Source organism: Streptococcus sp. K0074, assembly GCF_048843365.1.
Classification (GTDB): domain Bacteria; phylum Bacillota; class Bacilli; order Lactobacillales; family Streptococcaceae; genus Streptococcus; species Streptococcus mitis_BM.
Genome location: NZ_CP184836.1, coordinates 1,302,957 through 1,326,383 on the forward strand (window position 1 = coordinate 1,302,957; position 23,427 = coordinate 1,326,383).

General features: G+C 40.4%; 17 protein-coding genes and 1 other RNA gene. 3 read left to right on the top strand and 15 right to left on the bottom strand.

Annotated elements, in window-relative coordinates; genetic code table 11:
* Positions 1 to 71 precede the first annotated feature (71 nt).
* Positions 72 to 1,376 (bottom strand): surface-displayed alpha-enolase, encoded by a 1,305-nt coding sequence (gene eno, locus ACN076_RS06320; protein ID WP_000022821.1) that lies wholly within the window; start codon positions 1,374 to 1,376, stop codon positions 72 to 74.
* 163 nt (positions 1,377 to 1,539) lie between these two features.
* On the opposite strand from eno, the gene ACN076_RS06325 reads away from it, so the two are divergent.
* Entirely contained in the window at positions 1,540 to 1,986 is a 447-nt protein-coding gene (locus ACN076_RS06325; protein ID WP_101776709.1) for a DUF1694 domain-containing protein, read from the top strand.
* Here the strand turns inward: ACN076_RS06325 and ACN076_RS06330 are convergent.
* The 12 genes from ACN076_RS06330 to ACN076_RS06385 all read right to left on the bottom strand — a co-directional run bounded on the left by ACN076_RS06330 (position 1,983) and on the right by ACN076_RS06385 (position 19,870).
* Positions 1,983 to 3,098, bottom strand: coding sequence for a glycerate kinase (locus ACN076_RS06330; protein WP_101776710.1), 1,116 nt, complete (start codon positions 3,096 to 3,098; stop codon positions 1,983 to 1,985). The two genes, ACN076_RS06325 and ACN076_RS06330, sit on opposite strands and share 4 nt — an antisense overlap.
* Positions 3,099 to 3,106: 8 nt before the next feature.
* On the bottom strand, positions 3,107 to 3,751 hold the full coding sequence (gene serB / locus ACN076_RS06335) for a phosphoserine phosphatase SerB (protein WP_060805496.1): 645 nt from the start codon (positions 3,749 to 3,751) through the stop codon (positions 3,107 to 3,109).
* Between the two features lie 58 nt (positions 3,752 to 3,809).
* Positions 3,810 to 5,243 carry a glycogen synthase GlgA gene (gene glgA / locus ACN076_RS06340; protein WP_101776711.1) on the bottom strand — a complete coding sequence of 478 codons (1,434 nt, stop codon included), beginning with the start codon at positions 5,241 to 5,243 and terminating at the stop codon, positions 3,810 to 3,812.
* Positions 5,240 to 6,379 (bottom strand): glucose-1-phosphate adenylyltransferase subunit GlgD, encoded by a 1,140-nt coding sequence (gene glgD, locus ACN076_RS06345; RefSeq protein WP_101776712.1) that lies wholly within the window; start codon positions 6,377 to 6,379, stop codon positions 5,240 to 5,242. Before glgD ends, glgA begins: the two co-directional genes overlap by 4 nt.
* On the bottom strand, positions 6,369 to 7,511 hold the full coding sequence (locus ACN076_RS06350; protein ID WP_000787247.1) for a glucose-1-phosphate adenylyltransferase: 1,143 nt from the start codon (positions 7,509 to 7,511) through the stop codon (positions 6,369 to 6,371). The genes glgD and ACN076_RS06350 overlap by 11 nt, the downstream gene beginning before the upstream one ends.
* Positions 7,501 to 9,429, bottom strand: a complete 1,929-nt coding sequence (gene glgB / locus ACN076_RS06355; protein WP_420789624.1) for a 1,4-alpha-glucan branching protein GlgB — start codon at positions 9,427 to 9,429, stop codon at positions 7,501 to 7,503. The genes ACN076_RS06350 and glgB overlap by 11 nt, the downstream gene beginning before the upstream one ends.
* A gap of 275 nt (positions 9,430 to 9,704) precedes the next feature.
* Positions 9,705 to 11,129: an NADP-dependent glyceraldehyde-3-phosphate dehydrogenase gene (locus ACN076_RS06360; protein WP_261075175.1), complete on the bottom strand. Its 1,425-nt coding sequence runs from the start codon at positions 11,127 to 11,129 to the stop codon at positions 9,705 to 9,707.
* A 266-nt stretch (positions 11,130 to 11,395) separates the two neighbouring features.
* The gene (pulA, locus tag ACN076_RS06365) at positions 11,396 to 13,675 is read right to left on the bottom strand and encodes a type I pullulanase (RefSeq protein WP_261085779.1); all 2,280 of its coding nucleotides are present in this window, start codon (positions 13,673 to 13,675) and stop codon (positions 11,396 to 11,398) included.
* Positions 13,676 to 13,793: 118 nt separating this feature from the next.
* Positions 13,794 to 15,752, bottom strand: a complete 1,959-nt coding sequence (ligA, locus tag ACN076_RS06370) for an NAD-dependent DNA ligase LigA (RefSeq protein WP_261024840.1) — start codon at positions 15,750 to 15,752, stop codon at positions 13,794 to 13,796.
* A 92-nt stretch (positions 15,753 to 15,844) separates the two neighbouring features.
* Positions 15,845 to 17,023 carry an MFS transporter gene (locus ACN076_RS06375; protein ID WP_420789625.1) on the bottom strand — a complete coding sequence of 393 codons (1,179 nt, stop codon included), beginning with the start codon at positions 17,021 to 17,023 and terminating at the stop codon, positions 15,845 to 15,847.
* 79 nt (positions 17,024 to 17,102) lie between these two features.
* The gene (locus ACN076_RS06380; protein ID WP_060805488.1) at positions 17,103 to 17,966 is read right to left on the bottom strand and encodes an XRE/MutR family transcriptional regulator; all 864 of its coding nucleotides are present in this window, start codon (positions 17,964 to 17,966) and stop codon (positions 17,103 to 17,105) included.
* 2 nt (positions 17,967 to 17,968) lie between these two features.
* Entirely contained in the window at positions 17,969 to 19,870 is a 1,902-nt protein-coding gene (locus ACN076_RS06385) for an ABC-F family ATP-binding cassette domain-containing protein (RefSeq protein WP_420789626.1), read from the bottom strand.
* A 153-nt stretch (positions 19,871 to 20,023) separates the two neighbouring features.
* Between ACN076_RS06385 and ACN076_RS06390 the strand changes: the two genes are divergently transcribed.
* Positions 20,024 to 21,742 carry a phospho-sugar mutase gene (locus tag ACN076_RS06390; protein WP_000121692.1) on the top strand — a complete coding sequence of 573 codons (1,719 nt, stop codon included), beginning with the start codon at positions 20,024 to 20,026 and terminating at the stop codon, positions 21,740 to 21,742.
* 111 nt (positions 21,743 to 21,853) lie between these two features.
* On the top strand, positions 21,854 to 22,201 hold the full coding sequence (locus ACN076_RS06395) for a PedC/BrcD family bacteriocin maturation disulfide isomerase (protein WP_101784839.1): 348 nt from the start codon (positions 21,854 to 21,856) through the stop codon (positions 22,199 to 22,201).
* Positions 22,202 to 22,381: 180 nt separating this feature from the next.
* On the opposite strand, the gene ssrA is transcribed toward ACN076_RS06395, so the two are convergent.
* Together ssrA and ACN076_RS06405 are read right to left on the bottom strand one after the other, a co-directional pair.
* Positions 22,382 to 22,729: a transfer-messenger RNA gene (gene ssrA, locus ACN076_RS06400) on the bottom strand.
* A 61-nt stretch (positions 22,730 to 22,790) separates the two neighbouring features.
* Positions 22,791 to 23,426 carry an SGNH/GDSL hydrolase family protein gene (locus ACN076_RS06405; RefSeq protein WP_261044724.1) on the bottom strand — a complete coding sequence of 212 codons (636 nt, stop codon included), beginning with the start codon at positions 23,424 to 23,426 and terminating at the stop codon, positions 22,791 to 22,793.
* Between the last annotated feature and the right edge of the window lies 1 nt (position 23,427).

Genomic DNA, 23,427 nt, shown 5'->3' on the forward strand with positions numbered 1-23,427 from the left:
GAAACGTTGTTAAATCAACGGCCGAACTTTTGAATTTCAAGGTTCGGGATAAAATAGTTCACTGAACTATTTTATTTTTTCAAGTTGTAGAATGATTTCAATCCACGGTATTCAGCTACTTCACCAAGTTGGTCTTCGATGCGAAGCAATTGGTTGTATTTAGCGATACGGTCTGTACGTGAAAGTGAACCAGTCTTGATTTGTCCTGCGTTAGTTGCAACTGCGATGTCAGCGATTGTTGAATCTTCAGTTTCACCTGAACGGTGTGATACAACGGCAGTGTAACCAGCTTCTTTCGCCATTTCGATAGCGTCGAATGTTTCAGTAAGAGTACCGATTTGGTTAACTTTGATAAGGATTGAGTTAGCAGCACCTTCTGCAATACCTTTTTCAAGGTAAGAAGTGTTTGTTACGAAGAAGTCGTCACCAACCAATTGAACTTTACCACCAAGACGTTCAGTAAGAGCTTTCCAACCGTCCCAGTCATTTTCATCCATACCATCTTCGATAGTGATGATTGGGTATTTGTTTACCAATTCTTCAAGATAGTCGATTTGTTCTGCAGCAGTACGTACAGCTGCTCCTTCACCTTCGAATTTAGTGTAGTCGTAAACTTTACGTTCTTTATCGTAGAATTCTGATGAAGCACAGTCAAATCCGATAAATACGTCTTTACCAGGAACATATCCAGCAGCTTCGATAGCAGCAAGGATAGTTTCAACTCCGTCTTCAGTTCCTTCAAAACGAGGAGCAAATCCACCTTCGTCACCTACGGCTGTTTCCAAACCACGAGATTTAAGGATTTTCTTAAGTGCGTGGAAGATTTCAGCACCCCAACGAAGAGCTTCTTTGAATGATGGCGCACCAGCAGGTACGATCATGAATTCTTGGAAAGCGATTGGAGCGTCAGAGTGAGAACCACCGTTGATGATATTCATCATTGGAGTTGGAAGAACTTTAGTGTTGAATCCACCAAGGTAGCTGTAAAGTGGGATTTCAAGGTAGTCAGCAGCAGCACGAGCTACAGCGATAGACACACCAAGGATTGCGTTAGCACCCAATTTACCTTTGTTAGGAGTACCGTCAAGAGCGATCATAGCACGGTCGATAGCTTGTTGATCACGTACATCGTAGCCGATGATAGCTTCAGCAATGATGTTGTTTACGTTGTCAACAGCTTTTTGTGTACCAAGACCACCGTAACGAGATTTGTCACCGTCGCGAAGTTCAACTGCTTCGTGTTCACCAGTAGAAGCTCCTGATGGAACCATACCACGTCCGAAAGCACCTGATTCAGTATAAACTTCTACTTCAAGTGTTGGGTTACCGCGTGAGTCTAGGACTTCGCGAGCGTAAACATCAGTAATAATTGACATTTTTTACTCTCCTTATGAGTTAAATTTTTTACACCTCTATAATACCTTAAAAACCCTCCTTTTTCAAGAAAAAACGTTATCTTTGTGCAAATTTTCCTTAACTTTATAAAGTAATCGCTTTCTTTTGTCTGTTTTATTCTAACTTTTATGATATACTGTTTTCATGACAGATTTATCAAAACAATTACTTGAAAAAGCTCATGGTGGAGCAAAATTAAATCCAGATGAGCAAAGACGCTATCTTGGCACTTTTGAGGAAAGAGTTCTTGGATATGCAGATATTGACACAGCAAATAGCCCTCAGTTAGAAAAAGGCTTTTTATCTATTTTAGAAAACCTTCAGGAAAAAGCAGAGCCACTATTTGTAAAGATTTCTCCAAATATCGAATTTGACAAGCAAGTTTTCTATTTAAAAGAAGCTAAAGAAACTGATAGTCAAGCTACCATTGTATCTGAAGAGCATACTTCTTCTCCTTTTGGCCTGATTATCCATAGCAATGCACCAGTTCAAGTAGAAGAAAAGGATCTTCGACTTGCTTTTGCAAAACTTTGGGAAGGTAAAAAGGAAGAACCTGCCAAAACATCCATCTGGAAGAAATGGTTTGGCTAAATCTTGCGCATATTTAATAAGTGCCCGATATTAGCTGCCGTGTGCTCCAAATAGAGACTGGCATTTTTCAAACTATCTTCTAGAGGTTCGCTTTTCTCTAAAATAGAAAAGGCAGCTTGGATATTTTCAAATGGTAGGGAAGGTAAATCTTCAGCAAGACTACCACAAATAGCAATGACAGGAACTCCGACAGGGGTTCTTTTTGCAACACCAATAGGCGCTTTACCTGCTAGGCTTTGACTATCTAGCCTTCCTTCTCCTACAACAACCAAGTCAGCATGTAAAACTTTCTTATCAAAGTTGATTAAGTTCAAGCAGGTATCAATTCCAGACACGATATTTGCCTGAGCAAAGGCACACAAACCGCCAGCAATGCCTCCACCAGCTCCTGCTCCTTTAATTTCCAATGTTACAGGTGAGAATTTTTCATAAAAATCTTGGATCGCTTGATCTACGGCCTCAAACATAGTAGGATCTAGGCCTTTTTGCTTGCCAAACGTGTAGGTCGCACCTTGATATCCACATAAGGGACTCACGACATCTGCTAAAATACGAATTTGAACATCTTCAGGAATTTCATAGCGATTTTCTATTGAAACAGAAGCTAATTTTAGTAAGGATTGACCGCAAGCGAGCAAAACATTTCCATACCTATCATAAAATTGATAGCCTAAACCAGCAGCAATCCCAATATCTCCATCATTACTGGACGTGCCACCAACGCCGATATAGATTTCTTTAATCCCTTGAGCAATGAGATGGCGAATCAACTCTCCGATACCACGAGTTTGGATTTGAAGTGGATTTCGTTTCTCTAGCGGAATTTTTCCAAGGCCAACCAAATCAGCAACTTCCAATAGTACCAGTTGTTCTTTTTGAAAATAGCGCATGGCTTCTTTTTGGCCAAAAGGTCCTGTCACTTGAATCCATTTTTCTTCTAGTTCAAGAGAATGTCGAATGGAATCTACTGTACCTTCTCCCCCATCACCAACAGGGCAGAGGAGACAGTCTACATCTGCTATCGATTGTTGGAAACCTTTTTTAATAGCTTTAGCTACCTCTTCAGAGGTCAAGCTTTCCTTAAACGAATCTGGTGCAATTACAATCTTCATATTTTCCCTCATTCTAAAAAGCCAATCAAAGGAAGAACTTCTAAAAAATCTCTCTTGTCAACATGATTTGGTATTTCCTGTTTCAGCACTTCTTTAGCACAAAAGGCGATTCCCAGTCCTGCTGACTTCAACATAAATAGGTCATTGGCCCCATCACCGATTGCAATCGTTCTTTCTTTAGAAAGTTTTAGTTCCTTTCTCCATTGTTCTAGAGTATCTTTTTTGACTTCGGGACTAATAATTTGTCCAACTAATTTTCCTGTTAAAAGACCGTCTTTGACTTCCAGTTGGTTGGCAGAGAAATAGGCAATGTCGAGGGATTTTGCTAATCTCTCAACTATTGGTGTAAATCCACCGGACACCAGACCAACTAGGATTCCATTATTTTGGAGAATGGAAATGAATTCCTGGGCATTTGACGTTAGATGAATAGTGTTGAAGACTTTATCAAAAACCGAAACAGGAAGACCTTCCAACAAGGACACTCTTTTTCGTAAACTGCTTTCAAAGTCCAACTCTCCTTGCATTGCCCGACTTGTAATCTGTGAAATTTCCTCCTCACGACCTGCCTCTTTACCCAAAAGATCAATCACTTCTTCTAGGATTAAGGTTCCATCAACATCCATAACACACAAACCTTTTACTTGAGACATCAGTTCTCCTCTCTAAACAGCCCAAAAATCGTATGAAGTCATCATACGATTTTATCTATTAATTAACTAAACTATGGTACAAGTCAAGGTATGACTTGCAGGCCGTATCCCATGAGAAATCACACTCCATAGCTTGTTTTTGTAGGTTTCTCCAAATGTCTGGATGATTTCTATACAAGTCCAAAGCTGTTTGGAAAGTCCAATTTAACCAATAAGGAGATAGATTGTCAAAGCTAAAGCCAGTACCGCTTCCTTCGATTGGATTGAAAGCGCGAACTGTATCTCGCAAGCCTCCAACTTCATGGACCAACGGCAAGGTTCCGTAACGCATAGCCATCATTTGAGACAAGCCACACGGTTCGAAACGACTCGGCATGAGGAAGAGGTCACAAGCAGCGTAGATTTCTTGAGCTAGTTTGACATCAAAAGTGATATTTGCTGATAGCTTGTCTGGGTAAATCTGAGCAAACCATGAGAAAGCTCCTTCAAAGGCTGGATCTCCAGTTCCCAAAAGAACAATCTGAACATCATTTTGCAAGATATGGTGAAGACTTTCAACCACCACATCAAAACCTTTTTGACGTGTCAAACGAGAAACAATTCCCACCAGTGGAACGTCGGCTCTAACTGGCAAGCCAACTCTTTCTTGCAATTTTGCCTTGTTTTGGGCCTTCCCAGACAAATCTTCCTGATTAAAATGATAATCTAATAGGGCATCCGTCTGAGGATTATAAAGATCAGCATCAATCCCATTCACGATACCAGACACCTTGCCAGACTCCATTCGAAGAATTTGATCCAAGTTACATCCGAACTGACTGGTCATAATTTCATGAGCATAGCTAGGTGAAACGGTTGAAACACGATCTGCATAGAGAATACCTGCCTTCATCCAGTTCAGACAGTTGTTCCATCGAAGGGTGCCATCAGCGTAACGTTCAAAGCCAACTCCAAACAAGTCCCATAACATTCCTTCTGAAAATTGTCCTTGGAATTCCAAATTATGAATGGTTAAAACAGTTTTTATTCCTTGATAGGCTTGAATCCAACAGTATTTTTCCTTTAACAAGAAAGGAATCATAGCTGTATGGTAGTCATGAACATGGAGAAGGTCAGGAATAAAGTCAATCCTTTCCATAGCCTCAATGGCAGCAAGTTGGAAAAAGGCAAAGCGTTCTCCGTCATCAAAATCACCGTAAACATGACCACGGAAGAAATAATATTGGTTGTCAATAAAGTAGAAGGTCACACCATTTAGTACTGTTTTCTTAATCCCACAGTACTGTCTGCGCCAACCAACACACACCTCAAAATGAAGAATATCTTCAATTTGATTTCCAAATTTAGCCTTTACCATGTCATAGTAGGGTAAAATCACTGCAACTTCATGTCCAGCTTTTACCAGTGATTTTGGAAGAGCGCCAATAACGTCTCCCAAACCACCTGTTTTTGAGAAGGGTGCACCCTCTGCTGCTACAAATAAAATTTTCATGAATGAATATCCTCTGTTACTTTGCTACCTTTCTTAACGACAACTGGATGTTCTGCAGTTCCTCGAATCACAACACCTGGCTCAACTTCCACACCCTTGTCCAAGATAGCATATTCGACCTGAGCACCTTCTCCAATAACAACGCGAGGGAAGAGTAGACTATCTTTAACCAAGCTATCCTTATGGACATGAATATTACGTGATAAAACAGAATTAGCCACTTGACCTTCAATGATACTACCAGAAGCAAACTGAGAAGTACTTACCTTAGATGTATTGGCATAGTAAGTTGGCTCTTCGTTTTTGACCTTTGTATAAATCTTTTGGTTTGGTGAGAAGAGAGAGTAGAATTTTTGTGATTCAAGCATATCTTTGTTAGCTTGGTAATAAGACTCTACAGAATGAATATTTGCAAGGTAGCCTGTATACTCGTAGGCAAAAGCCCCTTCTTTTGCAGCCAAATCCCGTAAAACATAGCGTAACTTCTCTGGATGTTCTTTTTTAGCTTCTTCTTCCAAGCGTTCTATCAACCAAGGTGTATCAACGACAAAGATATCTGTAGACATGTTATAGATTTGATCTGGTAACTTGCTATCAAAGAGTTTATGAGAACGAACATGGTCTGTTTCATCCACTTCCAAGATTGCGTTTACTTCTGAAATGTCTTTCTTAGCTAGTTTTTTATAAACTACAGTGATAGGCCCTTTTGTTGTACTATGTAGATGGAAAACTTGGTTCAAATCAATATTAATCAAAACATCACAGTTGAGGGCAACTGTTTGGTTTGAGCCAGAACGTTTCAAATAAGTAAGAAGCTGTTGGTAGTATTCTTTTCCAACTGTACTACTTTCCACACGGGTATTGTAAATACCTAGATAATAGTGGCTAAGAAGGGTTGATAAGCCCCACTCACGTCCTGAACGGATATGGTCAAAGACAGAACTGATATTATCTTGTTGGAAAATACCAAAGATACTACGGACACCTGCATTAGCAAGACTGGAAAGTGGGAAGTCAATCAAACGATATTTACCACCAAATGGCAAACTAGCTACTGGACGGTGGTCTGTCAGTGTTGACATATCATGAAAACCAACTGTATTTCCTAAAATGGCTGAATATTTATCAATCTTCATCTGTTGCTACCCCCACTACTTCATTATATCCTACAACTTGTACTTCTTCTGTTCCATCAATTTCGACACCGTCAGAAATAACTGCACCTTCACCAATAATGGCACGTTTAATTTTAGCTCCCTGACCAACAATTGCACCACTCATGATAACTGAATCTACTACTTCTGCCCCTTCGCGAACTTGCGCACCTGTTGAAAGGATAGAATGTTTAACAGTTCCATCTACAAAACAGCCATCAACAACCAAGGAATCTTCCACATGAGCATTTGCCCCAAGGAAGTTTGGTGGTGAAATTAAGTTTCTTGAGTAAATCTTCCATTGACGGTTACGGCTGTCCAAGGCATTCTCTGGAGAAATGTACTCCATATTTGCTTCCCAAAGTGACTCAATGGTACCAACATCTTTCCAGTAGCCATTAAACTCATATGCATAGACACTTTCACCTGACTCAAGGTAATTTGGAATGACATTTTTACCAAAATCTGACATATCTACATTGCTCTTTTCAGCAGCAACAAGCATATTGCGCAGACGTTGCCAATCAAAGATGTAAATACCCATAGAAGCCTTTGTAGATTTTGGTTGTGCTGGCTTTTCTTCAAATTCAACAATGCGGTTATTGGCATCTGTGTTCATAATACCAAAACGGCTAGCTTCTTTTAGAGGAACATCAAGAACTGCTACTGTCAAACTAGCATTATTATCCTTGTGTGACTGGAGCATATCATCATAGTCCATTTTATAGATGTGGTCCCCAGACAGAATCAAGACATACTCAGGATTGACACTGTCGATATAGTCAATATTTTGGTAAATAGCGTGACTAGTCCCTTCGAACCAACGATTTCCTTCACTTGCAGAATACGGTTGAAGAATAGAGACACCAGAATTGATACCGTCTAGTCCCCAGCTTGAACCATTCCCAATATGGTTATTGAGAGCAAGAGGTTGGTACTGTGTAATGACTCCAACATTGTGAATCCCTGAGTTGGCACAGTTTGAAAGAGCAAAGTCAATGATACGGTAGCGCCCACCAAATTGCACAGCTGGTTTTGCAAGGTTTTGAGTGAGTTTTCCGAGACGAGTTCCTTGCCCACCAGCAAGAATCAAAGCTAACATTTCATTCTTCATTTTCTACTCCTTTTTGGTTTTTATTTGTGACGGTTTTTGCAGATTTCAAGCGGCGTTTGATTTTCCAAACACTTGCTCCCATAGCCGGTAGGGTAAAGGTCAAGGTCTGCTCATAATCTTTCCATAGTCCTTCTTGCGTTTGAACAGTTTGATTATGTTCTTTCCAAACGCCTCCCCACTCTTCTAACTCAGTATTCCAGACTTCTTCATAAATCCCTGCAATAGGCAGTCCAATTGTAAAATCTTTTCGTTCAACAGGTGCCATATTAAAGACGCAGACTAGCATGTCGCCCTTCTTACCCTTACGGATGAAGGAAAGAACACTCTGGTCTCGATTATCCGCATCAATGATTTCAATACCATCATAGCTGGTATCAATTTCCCACAGACAGCGGTTGTCTTTGTAAAACTGGTTTAGCTGAGAAGTGAAATACTTCATCTTAGCATTAATTGGGTCTTCTAGGTTAGACCATTCCAACTGTTCCTCAGATTTCCATTCTAGGAATTGACCGTATTCGCTACCCATGAAGAGCAATTTCTTACCAGGGTGACAAATTTGGTAAGTGTAGAGATTGCGCAAGCCTGCGAATTGATTGTAACGATCTCCCCACATCTTATGCATCATACTCTTCTTGCCATGAACCACTTCATCGTGCGAGAATGGTAGGAGATAGTTTTCATTGAAAACATACATAAAGCTGAAAGTCACCAGATTAAAGTCATACTTACGGTAAATAGGGTCTTCTTCGTAGAATCGGAGGATATCATTCATCCAGCCCATATTCCACTTGTAGTCAAATCCTAAACCACCAAGCTCTTTCATTCCCGTAATCTTGGTTGCTGACGAACTTTCTTCTGCGATCATCATAACGTCTGGATGAACTAGTTTAATGACATCATTCAAGCGTTGAAGGAAATAATATCCTTCATAGTTGAGATTGCCACCATCTTTATTAGGTGTCCATGGAGCATCATCGTAGTCAAGATAGAGCATGTTGCTAACTGCATCCACTCGAATACCATCTAGATGGTAAAAGTCAATCCAAAACTTAATGCTAGAAATCAAGAAGGACTGGACTTCATTTTTTCCAAGATCAAAATTGAGTGCACCCCAACCGTAGTTATGAGCCTTATTATGGTCTTGGTATTCAAAAGTCGGTGTTCCATCATAATAGGCCAAGGCATCATCATTAATGGTAAAGTGACCAGGTACCCAGTCTACGATAACCCCAATATTATGGATATGACACTCCTCGACAAAATCTTGAAACTCCTCTGGTCGGCCATAAGCATGCTCTAAAGCGAAGTAACCCATAAGCTGATAACCCCAACTCAAACCAAGTGGGTGAGACATCAAGGGCATAAACTCAATGTGAGTATAGTTCATTTCAACGAGATAAGGAATGAGTTCATCCTTGAGCTGGGCAAAACTATAAGGACTACCATCAGGATTTCTTTTCCATGAGCCAGCGTGAACTTCATAGATATTGACAGGACGTTCAGCAAAGCCCCAACGTTTTCTTCGTGCCAGCCAAAGTCCATCCCTCCATTTCTTCTCAGGAAGCTCTGTTACGATTGCCCCTGTTCCTGGACGCGCCTCATATCTGACAGCAAAAGGGTCAATCTTCATCAGTTGATGACCATTTTGACGTGTGACATGATATTTGTAAATATGCCCTTCTTGAGCAAGAGTGGTAAAGACTTCCCAAACTCCAAAGTCATTTCTTACCATTGGAATCTGACCCTCAATCCAGTTGGTGAAATCCCCAACCAAGTGAACAGCCTGAGCATTGGGAGCCCATACACGAAATGTATAACCGTACTCTCCATTTAGTTCTTCCCTATGTGCTCCTAGATAATGCTGAAGGTGAAAATTTTCTCCTGTCATAAAGGTGCGCAAAGCTTCTCTTTTATCCATAATACCTCCTCTTTCTCTGTAAGCGTTTTCTATAGATTTATTATACTACCTTTTTAGGGAAGATTCAAGTAAATTACGGAATTTGCAAAAAAATCTTTTGAAAGTCTTCAACAAATTCACTGATGTGTTCACTTGTAAATCAAGAAATTTTCAAACAGATTATGAAAACGAATTGTTTTTTTACAATACTATCATAAAGTTCGTTATTTTACCAATAAAATTGTTGTTTTAAAGTAAAAAAAGAAACCAGGAAAACAATTTCCTGATTTTACATTTTATTTCACATCAAAAACAATGGATTTGACATTTGTCATCGCTTCAATGCTATATTTAATTCCTTGCACTCCAACTCCAGAACCTTTGACACCAAGGAATGGGAAATTATCTGGACCACGTTGGGTTTTATTATTAATATGAACTGTACCCACTTCAAGTTTTTCAGCAATTTCAAAAGCCTTTTTGAAATCATTTGTAAAGACTGAGGATTGAAGGCCGAATTCAGATTCGTTAGCAAAGGCAATTGCTTCTTCTACATTAGCCACACGAATAATTGGTAAAACAGGGCCAAATGGCTCTTCCCATGCTACTTTCATATCTTTTGTAACTTGGTCAAAAAGCACTGGCCAGAGAAGATTATCCTCACGTTTGATTGGTGTAAGAGCCTGAGCACCTTTTTCTTGCGCATCCTCAATCAAGCCCCAGATGAAGTCGGCTGAAGCATTGTCAATAACAGGTGTAATATCAGCATTGTCAAATGGATCACCAACTGTTAATTTAGCAACCTCTGCTTGAAGCAAGGTAACTAATTTATCTGCTACACTTTCAAGAACAATGACACGTTTAATGGCCGTGCAACGTTGGCCTGAGTAGCTAAAGGCACCTGCAACAATTTGCTTGGCAGCATGTTCCAAATCTGCATCTGCTAGTACAAGAGCCGCATCTTTTCCGCCAAGTTCCAACATGATAGGACGCATACCAGCTAAACGACCAATACGTTCTCCGATTGGAGTTGAACCTGTAAAGTTGATGAAGTTGACTTCTTTGTGCTCAATGATATAATCCCCAATTTCTGAACCACGACCCGTAATGGTATTGAAAACACCTGCTGGAATCCCTGCTTCTTCAAAGGCTTTAGCCAACAAGAGACCAGAAATAGAACCTTGTGTTGGTGGTTTAAACATAACCACATTCCCTGCAATCAAGGCCGGAGCAATCTTAGATCCAGAAAGGTTGACTGGATAGTTAAAGGGAGCAATAGCTAGCACGACTCCAACCGGCTCACGACGAACAACAGCCAGTTTGTTTTTACTTGCTGCTTCAAAACCACCACCTTCCATTGCTTGTCCAGTGATACGGAGACCTTCCTCAGCAGCATAACGAATCAAGTCTGCTGTACGCACTACTTCTCCAATGGCTGCTTTAATTCCTTTTGCTACTTCTTTGGCAAGGATAGTACCAATTTCTTCCTTATCGCGTTCTAAAATAGCTGCTGTTTTATGCAAATAAGCCGCACGTTCAACTGCTGATAAATCTCGCCATGCTGGCAGGGCTGCACGCGCAGCTTGCATAGCCTCATCTACTTCTGCTTGGCTCATAGCGGGTACTGTCCCTAATTCTTCTTGATTGATTGGTGAATAAATCGTAATTTCTTTTTCAGATGATTTCCATTCTCCATTTACTAAATTCTGATATCTTGTCAAATTCTCGTCCTCCTGAAAATGATTAAGATATATTTTACCAAATTTTCAGAAAATTACAACCCTTTTTACAATATTTTTGAGATTATTTTCACAAGCTTGACTTTTCAAACTATTTGAACTCTTTTGTTAAGCAGTCAGTACAAGAAGAAAAGGCTTAGATGAACTAAACCTTTTTCATGCTATGTTATTCTTCATTGAGTTTTATAATTTTTAGCAAGAAGATATCCTAGAAATTATACGACACAATTGAAAACTTTTGATTTTTTCTACAAGACTTTAAAGACGCTGGCACTAACACCACCAACCATGTCTTTATCACTTAAATGGCTATTGGTCACCAATAGTTCTAGATTTCCAGCATTTTCAAACTGGAAGTCTTGCCCTTTAGCATTAAATACAACCAGTAAATGGTCTTCCCCTTGAATCTCATAGACAATCAAACCACTATGTTCATTTGCTGAATGAACAAAAACATGATGGTAAATTTCATCATAAGTAGGGTAAGAAAAGGCACCGGTTCCTGTCTTCAATCGAATCATCTGACGGATAAACTCAATACTATCTTGACGCTCATTAATCAAGTTCCAGTTCACTTGGTTCACACTGTCTGGAGCATTATAGCTATTCATAGCACGCTCTCTATCATCATGGGTCAACTCACCATTTTCACCAGTCGCAACTAGTTTGGTACGACCAAATTCTTGACCGATTTCCATAAAGGCCATCCCTTGCATGAGTAGGTTCATAGCTGTGGCTGTCTCAACCTTGCGCATGATTTGTTCTGAACTTTGGTCTGGATGAAGAGTTGCCAATAAATCGTGAAGATTGTAATTGTCATGGGCTTCCACATAGTTAAGTACTTGATTTGGATGTGTATAGGTTCCTAATTCACGACTGCCTAGGATTGCTTTGGCAAGAATTGGCTCTGTCGCAGCACCGCTGACAAAACCTGATTTAATTGCACCGTAAACTTCTCCACCTTTAACAGCATCACGCTGATTGTCATTAAAGAAACCAATATTTGGCATTTCGTAGGCGTTGTCTTTCTTAGCCTTATCATAAGGGGCAAGACCTGTTCCCATGTCCCAACCTTCTCCATAAAGGATAATGTTAGGGTCAATTTCATCCAAACTCTGACGAATCATCTGCATAGTCTTGACATCATGAATCCCCATCAAGTCAAAACGGAAGCCGTCAATATTGTATTCCTGTACCCAGTATAGGAGGGAATCAATCATATACTTGCGGAACATTTCATGTTCGCTGGCTGTTTCATTTCCAACACCCGTTCCATTCTGGAAGGTACCGTCTGGATTCATACGATAATAGTAATCAGGGACAGTTGTTTGGAAAGGTGCATCAACAACTGAGAAGGTATGGTTATAGACCACATCCATAATAACACCAATACCCGCATCGTGGTAAGCTTGAACCATGGTCTTCAAATCACGAATAACCTGAGCTGGGTCGTCTGGATTAGTTGAAAAACTAGTTTCTGGCGCGTTATAGTTTTGTGGATCATAACCCCAGTTGTAGGTTACATTCCCATCCGCATCATATTCTTTGTGACGGTCTGCAATTGGTTGCAACTGAACATAATTGTAGCCGATCTTCTTGATGTAATCAAAAGCAGTTGACTGGCCATACTGGTTAACCGTTCCAGTCTGAGCAGCACCCAAGAAAGTTCCGCGAAGATGTTCATCCACACCTGAGGTCGGTGATTTGGTCAAATCACGAATGTGCATTTCACAAATAACTGCCTTACATGGATTTTTCAAACGCCAAGTAGCCTCAGAACCATGCTTAACCTCGAAATTTTCAACTTGCTTTTCTTCATGGCTCAGGATAGCTGAACGTTTGCCATCAGGACTGGTCGCGATGGTGTAAGGATCGCGTGTCAGTGTTTGGTGGTGAGGAAATTGGACTTGATACTGATAAGCCTTACCAGTCAAATCTTCCTCAACATCCAAACTCCAGACACCGATTGTATTGTCCTTATGATTATAAGAGTAGCTATTGCCTCTCTCCATATCAAAAATCTTCCAAACAGGAGCATCATTAGCAGCTGATCCATAAACGACAACCTGCACTTCTGTCGCTGTTGGAGCCCAGAGAGCAAAATGAGCCTGATTGTCCTCTACACGGCAACCCAATTCACCTTGGTAGCCCCAGTGGTGGTCGAAACTAGCGCTATTGATAGCCTTGTCAAAGGCAAAAGGATTTTGATTTTTATAGAAAGGACTGGCAATAGCAGGATTTTCAGAATAATAAATTCTATCATCCCCTTCCAAAATCCAGACCTCCGTTAAGAGGGGATAGTGATTAAAACGGATAGCATACTCTTTACTGGTTTGACCTGTATGAACCACAAAATTCAAGCTTTCTAAGGCATGAGAACTTGGGTGTTCAAAACTAAATAAAGCACCAAAATAATCTTCTTTGTAGGTCAGCAAATCAATCCGCTGGTCCTGACTTTTTACAAAAGAGCAAGTGTCGTATTCTCCATTCTTGCGATGGTAATGAATGCGAATAGGGTAATTAAACATTTTTTATTTTTCCTTTTTACTTCTTAATTTGTTTCTAGTTCACTAATAAATTCTTGATCGATTTTGTCCCGATTAACACACATAGTCATATTATCTAAGCTCTGATTTTAAACGATTATTACAAGCCTTCTAGCCAAGCTTCATCTCGAACCTCGATACCAAGTTCTTGTGCCTTTTGAAGTTTACTTCCAGCATCTGTACCTGCAACGACGAGATTGGTCTTTTTAGAAACACTGCCTGTCACCTTGGCACCCAGACTTTCGAGTTTGCTTTTAGCTTCTGAGCGTTTGAGACGTTCCAATTTCCCAGTCAATACAACGGTCAAACCTGACAAGGCCGCATCCGCTACTACTGTCTGACCTTTATAGTCCAGATTGACCCCAGCTTCTTTCAATTCTCTTAGGAGAATTTCAGAGCCTTCTGTCGCAAAATAAGTCTGAAGACTCTTGGCAATCACACCACCCAAACTTTCAATACTCGCCACTTCCTCTGGATCTGCCTGAGCCAGATTTTCAATTGAATGGAAATGTTGGAGTAACAACTGACTGGCCTTACTGCCGACATGGCGAATTCCCAAACCAAACAAGAGTTTTTCAGCAGAGTTTTCCTTTGATGCTTGAATAGCATGATAGAGTTTACCAGCAGACTTTTCCTTAACCCCCTCTAAAAGGAGGAAATCCTCTTCTTGCAAACGGTAAATATCCGCTACATCCTTGACTAAATTAGCAGCAAATAGCTTCTCAACAATAGATGGACCAAGCCCTGTAATATTCATGGCATCTCGAGAGGCAAAGTGGATCAAACCTTCCATGATTTGAGCAGGACAACGCGGATTGATACAACGCAGGGCCACTTCATCTTCAAAGTGCAACAAGTCAGAGTCACAACTTGGACAGTTTGTAGGGATATCTAGTTTTTCTTCAGAAATTCTTTTGGACTCTACCACACGTAAAACTGCAGGGATGATGTCCCCGGCCTTATAGACGATGACCGTGTCGTCTTTGCGGATATCTTTTTCAGCAATATAATCCACATTGTGCAGGGTCGCACGGCTAACAGTTGTTCCGGCTAGTTGTACTGGTGTTAGATTCGCAGTTGGGGTTACAACACCCGTACGGCCAACTGTCCAATCAACTGATAAGAGTTGAGCTTCTTTTTCTTCAGCTGGGAACTTGTAGGCCACTGCCCACTTTGGTGCCTTAACGGTAAAGCCAAGCTCTTCTTGGCCTGCTAGGTCGTTGACCTTGATCACTACCCCATCAATATCGTAAGGCAGATTGTCTCGATCTTTCCCTACTTCTTGGATAAAACTCCAGATGTCATCTATATTTTTAGCCAGAATTCGCTTAGGATTGACTACAAAACCTAGTTGTTCAAGGTGCGTCAACACTTTTTCTTGACTATCACGAGTTGACGGGCTGGCTTCTTGATAGAGAAACGTTGCAAGATTGCGCTTGGCTACTACTGCTGTATCCAACTGTCGCAGGGTTCCTGCCGCTGCATTACGAGGATTAGCAAATTCGGGCTCTCCATTTTCTTGTCGAGCTTGGTTAACCTGGTCAAAAGAAGCGCGTGGCATATAACATTCTCCACGAACTGTGATATCTAGTTCTTCTGGCAAAGTTAAGGGAATGTCCTTAACGCGTTTAAGATTTTCTGTAATATTTTCACCAATAGAACCATCACCACGTGTTGCCCCAGCAACCAAAATCCCCTTTTCATAAGTCAGCGAGATAGACAAGCCATCGATTTTCAGCTCACAAATATAGGTCGGATGAGCCACTTCCTTACGAACACGCGCATCAAAAGCTTCAAGTTCCTCACGTGAAAAAGCATCCTGCAAACTATAAAGAGGATACTGATGACTGTATTTTTCAAAACCATCTAAGACTTTACCACCAACACGATGGGTCGGACTGTCTGCTAACACTTGATCTGGATAGGCAGTTTCTAACTCAACCAACTCTCGGTAAAGGCGATCATACTCACTGTCTGAAACCGAGGGATTATCGCTGGTATAGTACTCAGCCGCATAGCGATTGAGCAAGGCGACTAACTCATTCATTCTTTTATTCATAAAACCATTTTACCATAAATTAAGCCCTCCTCACAAACGAGAAGGACGGAAAAAACACTTAGATTGGAATTATTTTTGAAGTCCAAGCAAACTTATGTCTCTTTTTCAAAATGAGTTCGTACATAGCCTAGAGCTAAGAAGGATAAGGCGACAACTCCAAGTCCAATAATCAAGAAAGAATAAAGATGAACACTTGGAAGCCAGGTCATTAAACCTGTTGCAATAGGCATAAATAGTATGGCTAAGGTATAAATCGAACTGAGAACTCTACCAAGATATTCACCTTCAACCTTGGTTTGTACCTGAGCAAAAAAGTGAATATTGAACATCGTCATAAATAGTTCACAAATGAAATTCCCTGAAAAGGCAAGGTAGGATGGGAGGTTGAATCCCATTATCATCACTCCAAGTCCAGTCAGAGCCAATAACAACAAAAGCTTTTCCATACTAGCTTTAATCTTACTAGCTAACAAGGCCCCAACAATAGATCCAATAGCTCCCATTATCAAAATAGTGGCATAGGCACCTTGAACTCCATAGAGCTGATTTGAAAAGGGAAGGAGATAATTAAAGGCTGCGAAGAAAAAATTGACACTTGAAGCCATGACTAACAAAAAGAAGATTTCTTTTTGCTTCACAATATAGTGAACTCCCTCCTTGATATCAGAAAAAATAACTTTGAATGTAAGTTTCTTCTCCCCCAAAGCCTTCTCTTCTTTCTTTGGAAGCAAGGCTACCAAGCCAAAAGCTAGAAAAAAACTAAGAGCATCTAATACCAAGGTAATGCGAAGACTTGCAAATTGTAAAACCAGAAAAGAAAGTACAGGAGAACTCACACTGACAACCTGCAAGACCAACTCCAAACGAGAATTATAGAGGACCAGTTCATCCTTCTCTACCAATTCTGTGATAATGGCCTTATTTGCAGGTCTAGAAAAGGCAAAAGCAATAGCCTGCACAATATTGGCAAAAATCAAAGCCCCAATCATCCAACTGTCATTTCTTATAAAAGAAATAGCCAGACAAAGAATCCCACAAACAAGGTCTGTCATCATTAAAATCTTACGACGAGAAAAACGGTCTGAAATGACTCCACCAAAGGGATTTACGAGAATAGATGTGACGAGTTCAGAAATCTGATACATTCCTAAAACAGTCTGTCCGATAGTCCCCATGGAAGCCAACCAGACACTATTTCCATAATCATAGAGCATATTCCCAATCTTGTTAACAGCTCCACGACTAATCAACTGTACTGCATAGCGATTCATATAAAAACTCCTCTCAAATTTTGAAACTATTGTATCAAAACCGAAAGGAGCTTTTTGTTTTTTCCCTTATTTGGGAAAATTAATCTTTGATAAATTTTTCGTAGTGTTCCTGATAGTAGGCTACTTGTTCAGGAAGACCTAACACATCAAAAATATGCATGGCCTCTTGCATCTGACTACAGCCTTCTGTATACTGTCCTTTTTGGTACAAGGCAAAACCTTTTAGGTAATGTAAAATATTTCGTTCATACAGACTAATGTTTTTGCCAATAATCTTCTCTGTATAAGCCTTGAAATAGCTAGCATTATCAAAAGAAGAATGCTCTAAACAATGCTGGTAACAATTGAGGGCCAAAATCAACACTAATCTCTTATGGCGACCAATCTCTTGGTAAAATTCTTCCCTCTCCATAACTTCTCTACCAATCCGAGTGACATAGTCCACATTGTAGAAACTATAGAGGTTCCCGAAAAGAATCAACTCATACATGGTCCATTCTTCTGTTTTGAAGAGATAATCTGCTACCTTATCCAAATCATCCTGCTTCATATCATAACTAGAATCTCTTTGACAAATCAGACCTTGTAGCAAAATCCAGTTCAGCTCAAAATAAAGGGGAGTCGTCGAACTCTTAGCCTTTTCAAGTTGTTCTATTTGAAGCTTTTGAAAACCTGCAATATCATTTGAATAGTAAAGAGGCACAATTTGTCCCATCATGGCAACATGTTCATGATTATGAAAATTCCTTGCCTTATCCATGAAATTTTCGATTGTGACATGAATGTTATCCAAAAGCTCAAAGAAACGTGAGACTGCTAGGTCAGACTCCCCAAGCTCAAAGCGAGATAACTGAGAAGTTGAACAGGACTCGCCTGCGGCCTCCTTTAAGGAATAATTACCACTTGTCCGAAATTCACGAAATACTTTTCCAAGATGTTCCATCTTTACACCTGCTCTGACAATTCTTCCCACTCAAGCATGGCTTCTTCCTGACGGTGGCTGATTTTGTCCAGTTCAGCCTGCAATTCCATCAGTTTTTCGGCATCGTTTGTCTCCAACATTTGTTCAGAAATGACTTGGCTTTGACTTTCTAACTCTTCGATTTCAGCTTCTAGACTTTCAATTTGTCGCATGAGCTTACGAACTTCTTTTTGACTTTCTTTCTGTGCCTGATAATCATTGACTGGACTTGCTTCTTTTGCTTGATTGCTGGTTGAAGCTTCCTCAGTCTGACTCATTTCTACTTCTGCTTTCTTCTCGACATAGTAATCGTAATCTCCAAGGTAGAGAGTTGAACCATTTTCAGACAATTCTAGAACATGGGTAGCCACACGATTGATAAAGTAACGGTCGTGGCTGACGAATAGAAGAGTTCCATCAAAGTCAATCAAGGCATTTTCTAGCACTTCCTTGCTATCAATATCCAAGTGGTTGGTTGGCTCGTCCAGAATCAAGAAGTTGTTGTTCTCCATAGACAATTTAGCTAAAAGCAAACGAGCTTTTTCGCCACCAGATAACATGCCGACTGATTTTTTTACATCATCTCCTGAGAAAAGGAAGGCACCAAGACGGTTACGGATTTCAACTTCTGGTGTCAGTTTAAAATCATTCCAGAGTTCATCCAGTACAGTATTACTTGGTGTCAGCTTGCTTTGGGTTTGGTCATAGTAACCAACCTCAACATTAGCTCCAAATCGCTTTTCACCCTTGATAAACGGAATCTGGTCTACTATAGACTTGATAAAGGTTGATTTTCCAATACCATTTGGACCGACGATAGCGACAGCATTCATCTTACGAAGGTCTAGGTTAATCGGTTGTGACAGGACTTCCCCATCATAGCCAATAGCTGCATTTTCAACAGTCAAAACAACATTGCCCGACGTTTTCTCAGACTGGAAGGTCATGTTGGCAGATTTCTTACCAGCTTCAGGCTTGTCCAAACGCTCCATTTTTTCTAGTTGTTTACGACGAGATTGGGCACGTTTGGTCGTTGAAGCACGGACTAGATTGCGATTGACAAAGTCTTCCAGAGCAGCGATCTCCTTCTGTTGCTTTTCATAATTTTTTGCCTCAGTAGCTAGTTTTTGCTCCTTCAACTCGACAAAACGAGAGTAATTGCCAACGTAACGATCCAAGGAATGCTTGGTCAAATCCAGCGTAATTGTCGCAACCTTATCCAAGAAATAACGGTCGTGACTAACAATAATGAGGGCACCACTATAGTTTACTAAGTAATTCTCCAGCCAAGCAATGGTTTCGATATCCAAATGGTTGGTTGGCTCGTCCAAGACCAAGAGATTTGGCTTTTCAAGAAGCATTTTGGCCAGCGCCAGACGGGTATTTTGACCACCCGAAAGCTCAGCAATTTTCATCTGCCACATAGACTCGTCAAACTTGAAACCATTCAAAATAGCTCGAATATCAGCTTCATAGGTAAAGCCACCTGCTTGGCGAAAATTCTCAGATAAGCGGTCGTAATCTGACATCAGTTTATCCAAATCCTCACCAGACTTTTCACCCATCTCCAACTCCATCTGACGAAGTTGTTTCTCAGTCCGACGCAAGTCATCAAAGACATAAAGCATTTCATCGTAGATGGTATTTTCAGACTCAAAACGGCTATCTTGGGCTAAGTAAGACAGAGAAATATCTTTTTTCTTATTGATTTCTCCACTAGTTGGCTCCTCTTCTCCAACTAAAATCTTCAAAAGAGTAGACTTACCTGCTCCATTTTTCCCAACAAGGGCAATTCGATCTCGTTCATCAACCTGCAGGTTGATATTATCAAAAAGAACCTCTCCTGCAAAAGAACGTTCAATTTTATTAGCTTGTAAAATAATCATACAAGTAGTATAGCATGTTTCCCTAAGGCATTCAAGACTTGATAAACAGGCATATGTCACTACTTTTCTGAAAATTATGCTACCGTTTTACTAAAACGCTAAAAAGTGCTATAATGTGAACGGTTAAAACAATTTACAAAAAGGAGAATTTTAATGTCTTACCAAGAAAATTACCAGAAATGGGTTGATTTTGCGGAGCTTCCTGACTACCTTCGTCAAGATTTGGAAAATATGGACGAAAAAACAAAGGAAGATGCCTTCTATACAAATCTTGAATTTGGTACTGCAGGTATGCGTGGCTTGATTGGTGCTGGTACAAACCGTATCAACATCTACGTTGTTCGTCAAGCTACTGAAGGATTGGCTCGTTTGATTGAGTCAAAAGGTGGAAACGAAAAAGAACGCGGTGTAGCAATCGCCTACGATAGCCGTCACTTCTCACCTGAGTTTGCCTTTGAATCTGCGGCAGTTCTTGCTAAACACGGCATCAAATCTTACGTATTTGAAAGCCTTCGTCCAACTCCAGAACTATCATTTGCGGTTCGTCATCTCAACTGTTTCGCAGGTATCATGGTCACAGCCAGCCACAACCCTGCTCCATTTAACGGTTACAAGGTTTACGGTGAAGACGGTGGACAAATGCCTCCACACGACGCGGACGCTTTGACTACTTATATCCGTGCAATCGAAAATCCATTTGCAGTTGAAGTTGCTGATGTAGAAACTGAAAAAGCTTCTGGCTTGATTGAAGTTATCGGCGAAGCTGTTGACGTAGAATACCTTAAAGAGGTTAAAGACGTAAACATCAACCCAGCCTTGATTGAAGAATTCGGTAAAGACATGAAGATTGTCTACACACCACTTCATGGTACTGGTGAAATGTTGGCTCGTCGTGCTCTTGCCCAAGCAGGATTTGACTCTGTTCAAGTCGTTGAAGCGCAAGCAACTGCTGATCCTGACTTCTCAACTGTAAAATCTCCAAACCCAGAAAGCCAAGCAGCCTTTGCCCTTGCTGAAGAACTTGGTCGTCAAGTTGGTGCAGATGTTCTTGTTGCAACTGACCCAGACGCTGACCGTGTTGGTGTTGAAGTTCTTCAAAAAGATGGTAGCTACCTTAACCTTTCAGGTAACCAAATCGGTGCTATCATGGCTAAATACATCTTGGAAGCCCACAAAAATGCTGGAACTCTTCCTGAAAATGCAGCGCTCTGCAAATCTATCGTATCAACTGACTTGGTAACGAAGATCGCTGAAAGCTACGGCGCAACCATGTTCAACGTCTTGACTGGTTTCAAATTTATCGCTGAAAAAATCCAAGAATTTGAAGAAAAACACAATCACACATACATGATGGGATTTGAAGAAAGCTTCGGTTACTTGATTAAACCATTCGTACGTGATAAAGATGCTATCCAAGCCGTTCTAGTCGTTGCTGAACTTGCTGCCTACTACCGTTCACGTGGTTTGACACTTGCTGACGGTATCGAAGAAATCTACAAAGAATACGGCTACTACGCTGAAAAAACAATCTCTGTTACTCTTTCAGGTGTGGATGGTGCAGAACAAATCAAAGCGATTATGGCTAAATTCCGTAACAATGCTCCAAAAGAATGGAACGCAACAGCTATCACTGTCGTAGAAGACTTCAAGGCGCAAACTGCTACTGCTGCTGACGGAACTGTTACAAACTTAACAACTCCTCCAAGTGATGTGTTGAAATACACACTTGCTGACGGTTCATGGATTGCTGTTCGCCCTTCAGGTACAGAACCAAAAATCAAATTCTACATTGCAGTTGTAGGTGAAACCAACGAAGAATCACAAGCTAAGATTGCTAATATCGAAGCAGAAATCAATGCTTTTGTAAAATAAAATCCTATAAAAGATGAGACCAAACAATCTCATCTTTTTTTCGTATCAAATCTAAGCAATTTTAGAAACTTTATGGCATACTAGACTTATCAATGAAAGCGAGGTAATCTCATGGAACAATTTTTAGATAATATCAAAGACCTTGAAGTAACTACAGTTGCGCGTGCGCAAGAAGCTCTTGATAAAAAAGAAACTGCAACCTTCTTTATCGGTCGCAAAACTTGCCCTTACTGCCGTAAATTTGCAGGTACTTTGGCAGGTGTCATAGCTGAAACCAAAGCTCACATCTACTTCATCAATAGTGAAGAACCAAGCCAACTCAATGAGTTGCAAGCATTCCGCTCACGCTACGGAATCCCAACTGTACCAGGCTTTGTTCACATTGCGGATGGACAAATCAATGTCCGTTGCGACTCTTCAATGTCAGCACAAGAAATCAAAGAATTTGCAGGATTGTAAAAAACCAGCTAACAAGTTTTAAAATCACAAAAACGCATAATGGAGCCGAAGAACGCTTTGTGAAGTACATAGATTTTTAGGATACAACAAAAATGTTGTATCCTTTTTTCGCAAAGGAATACCAAAGACAAAAATAAAAAACGTTGATTTAACAACGTTTTACCAAGGAATGCAAAGGAATAATGGAGCCGGTGGGAGTCGAACCCACGTCCAAACACCTGCCAACATATTTGTCTACAACCATAGGTTATGTATTAGTTTAACAGTCCCTCGACACATAACTCAAGCCTAGAAACTGCGAGTCTATCAATCTCTTATCAAGCCACTAGACAAGACTCAATCGTATCTCGCTAATAATAAGACCTGTCATTGAACACGAGCAATCCAAATCGGGTCACGCCTGCTGGTTTTTAGGCAGCTAGAGCGTAAGAAGTGTTATTTTTTGCAGTTATATTTAACTGAGCGTTTACGTCGCCACACGAGTCGCAAAATATGCCTCATAATGCCTGTCGAATCCGTAACGACCCCAAAAGACAATAAAACCATTATACCTTATCTAACTAAAAAATGCAAAAGGGAAATCAACTAACTAAAAAAGATAGTCTTTCAAGGCTTTTGACAAAACCTGATAACCAGCAACACTGAGGTGCAGCCCATCAGTTGTGTAGTCTTTTTTGAGTTGGCCTGCTTGGTCTGTCAAACTATCAAAAACTGGCACAAATTCCACCTGCATATAGGCAGAAGCAAGCTCTTGATAGGCTTGATTCCATTTCTGAATTTTTTCATTTGTGCGGATATAGACTGTCTGCTTGTACTCCTCTCCCTCATTGACTGGCAAAATAGAAAGCAATTTAATCTCAGTCAATGGATAATCGCGAGCAATAGACTGTATGATAGCTTCGAGATTATTGATAGCCTCATTCACAGGCACATCTTTTCCGATATCATTTGTCCCAATCAAAAGGACAATTTTATCTACCGCCCCACCGTATAGATGCGCATCCAGATTCTCTAATAACAGTCCTGTCTGATAACCTCGAATGCCTCGATTGACAATCGTCTTCGAAGTTCCAAATAGCTCCTGTATAGGATAATACTCGACAATGGAATCCCCAATAAAAAGAATGTCTGGCTCTACAACAGAAACTTGATTTAGGTGACGATACTTGGTTTGAATTTTACCTTGTTCCTTTAGGAGCCAATTTTCTAATAACTGTACTGCCACT

Bases quoted from the DNA above. Each gene is read 5' to 3' on its own strand.
- eno (WP_000022821.1), bottom strand. From the start codon at position 1,376: ATGTCAATTATTACTGATGTTTACGCTCGCGAAGTCCTAGACTCACGC.
- ACN076_RS06325 (WP_101776709.1), top strand. From the start codon at position 1,540: ATGACAGATTTATCAAAACAATTACTTGAAAAAGCTCATGGTGGAGCA.
- ACN076_RS06330 (WP_101776710.1), bottom strand. From the start codon at position 3,098: ATGAAGATTGTAATTGCACCAGATTCGTTTAAGGAAAGCTTGACCTCT.
- serB (WP_060805496.1), bottom strand. From the start codon at position 3,751: ATGTCTCAAGTAAAAGGTTTGTGTGTTATGGATGTTGATGGAACCTTA.
- glgA (WP_101776711.1), bottom strand. From the start codon at position 5,243: ATGAAAATTTTATTTGTAGCAGCAGAGGGTGCACCCTTCTCAAAAACA.
- glgD (WP_101776712.1), bottom strand. From the start codon at position 6,379: ATGAAGATTGATAAATATTCAGCCATTTTAGGAAATACAGTTGGTTTT.
- ACN076_RS06350 (WP_000787247.1), bottom strand. From the start codon at position 7,511: ATGAAGAATGAAATGTTAGCTTTGATTCTTGCTGGTGGGCAAGGAACT.
- glgB (WP_420789624.1), bottom strand. From the start codon at position 9,429: ATGGATAAAAGAGAAGCTTTGCGCACCTTTATGACAGGAGAAAATTTT.
- pulA (WP_261085779.1), bottom strand. From the start codon at position 13,675: ATGTTTAATTACCCTATTCGCATTCATTACCATCGCAAGAATGGAGAA.
- ligA (WP_261024840.1), bottom strand. From the start codon at position 15,752: ATGAATAAAAGAATGAATGAGTTAGTCGCCTTGCTCAATCGCTATGCG.
- ACN076_RS06375 (WP_420789625.1), bottom strand. From the start codon at position 17,023: ATGAATCGCTATGCAGTACAGTTGATTAGTCGTGGAGCTGTTAACAAG.
- ACN076_RS06380 (WP_060805488.1), bottom strand. From the start codon at position 17,966: ATGGAACATCTTGGAAAAGTATTTCGTGAATTTCGGACAAGTGGTAAT.
- ACN076_RS06385 (WP_420789626.1), bottom strand. From the start codon at position 19,870: ATGATTATTTTACAAGCTAATAAAATTGAACGTTCTTTTGCAGGAGAG.
- ACN076_RS06390 (WP_000121692.1), top strand. From the start codon at position 20,024: ATGTCTTACCAAGAAAATTACCAGAAATGGGTTGATTTTGCGGAGCTT.
- ACN076_RS06395 (WP_101784839.1), top strand. From the start codon at position 21,854: ATGGAACAATTTTTAGATAATATCAAAGACCTTGAAGTAACTACAGTT.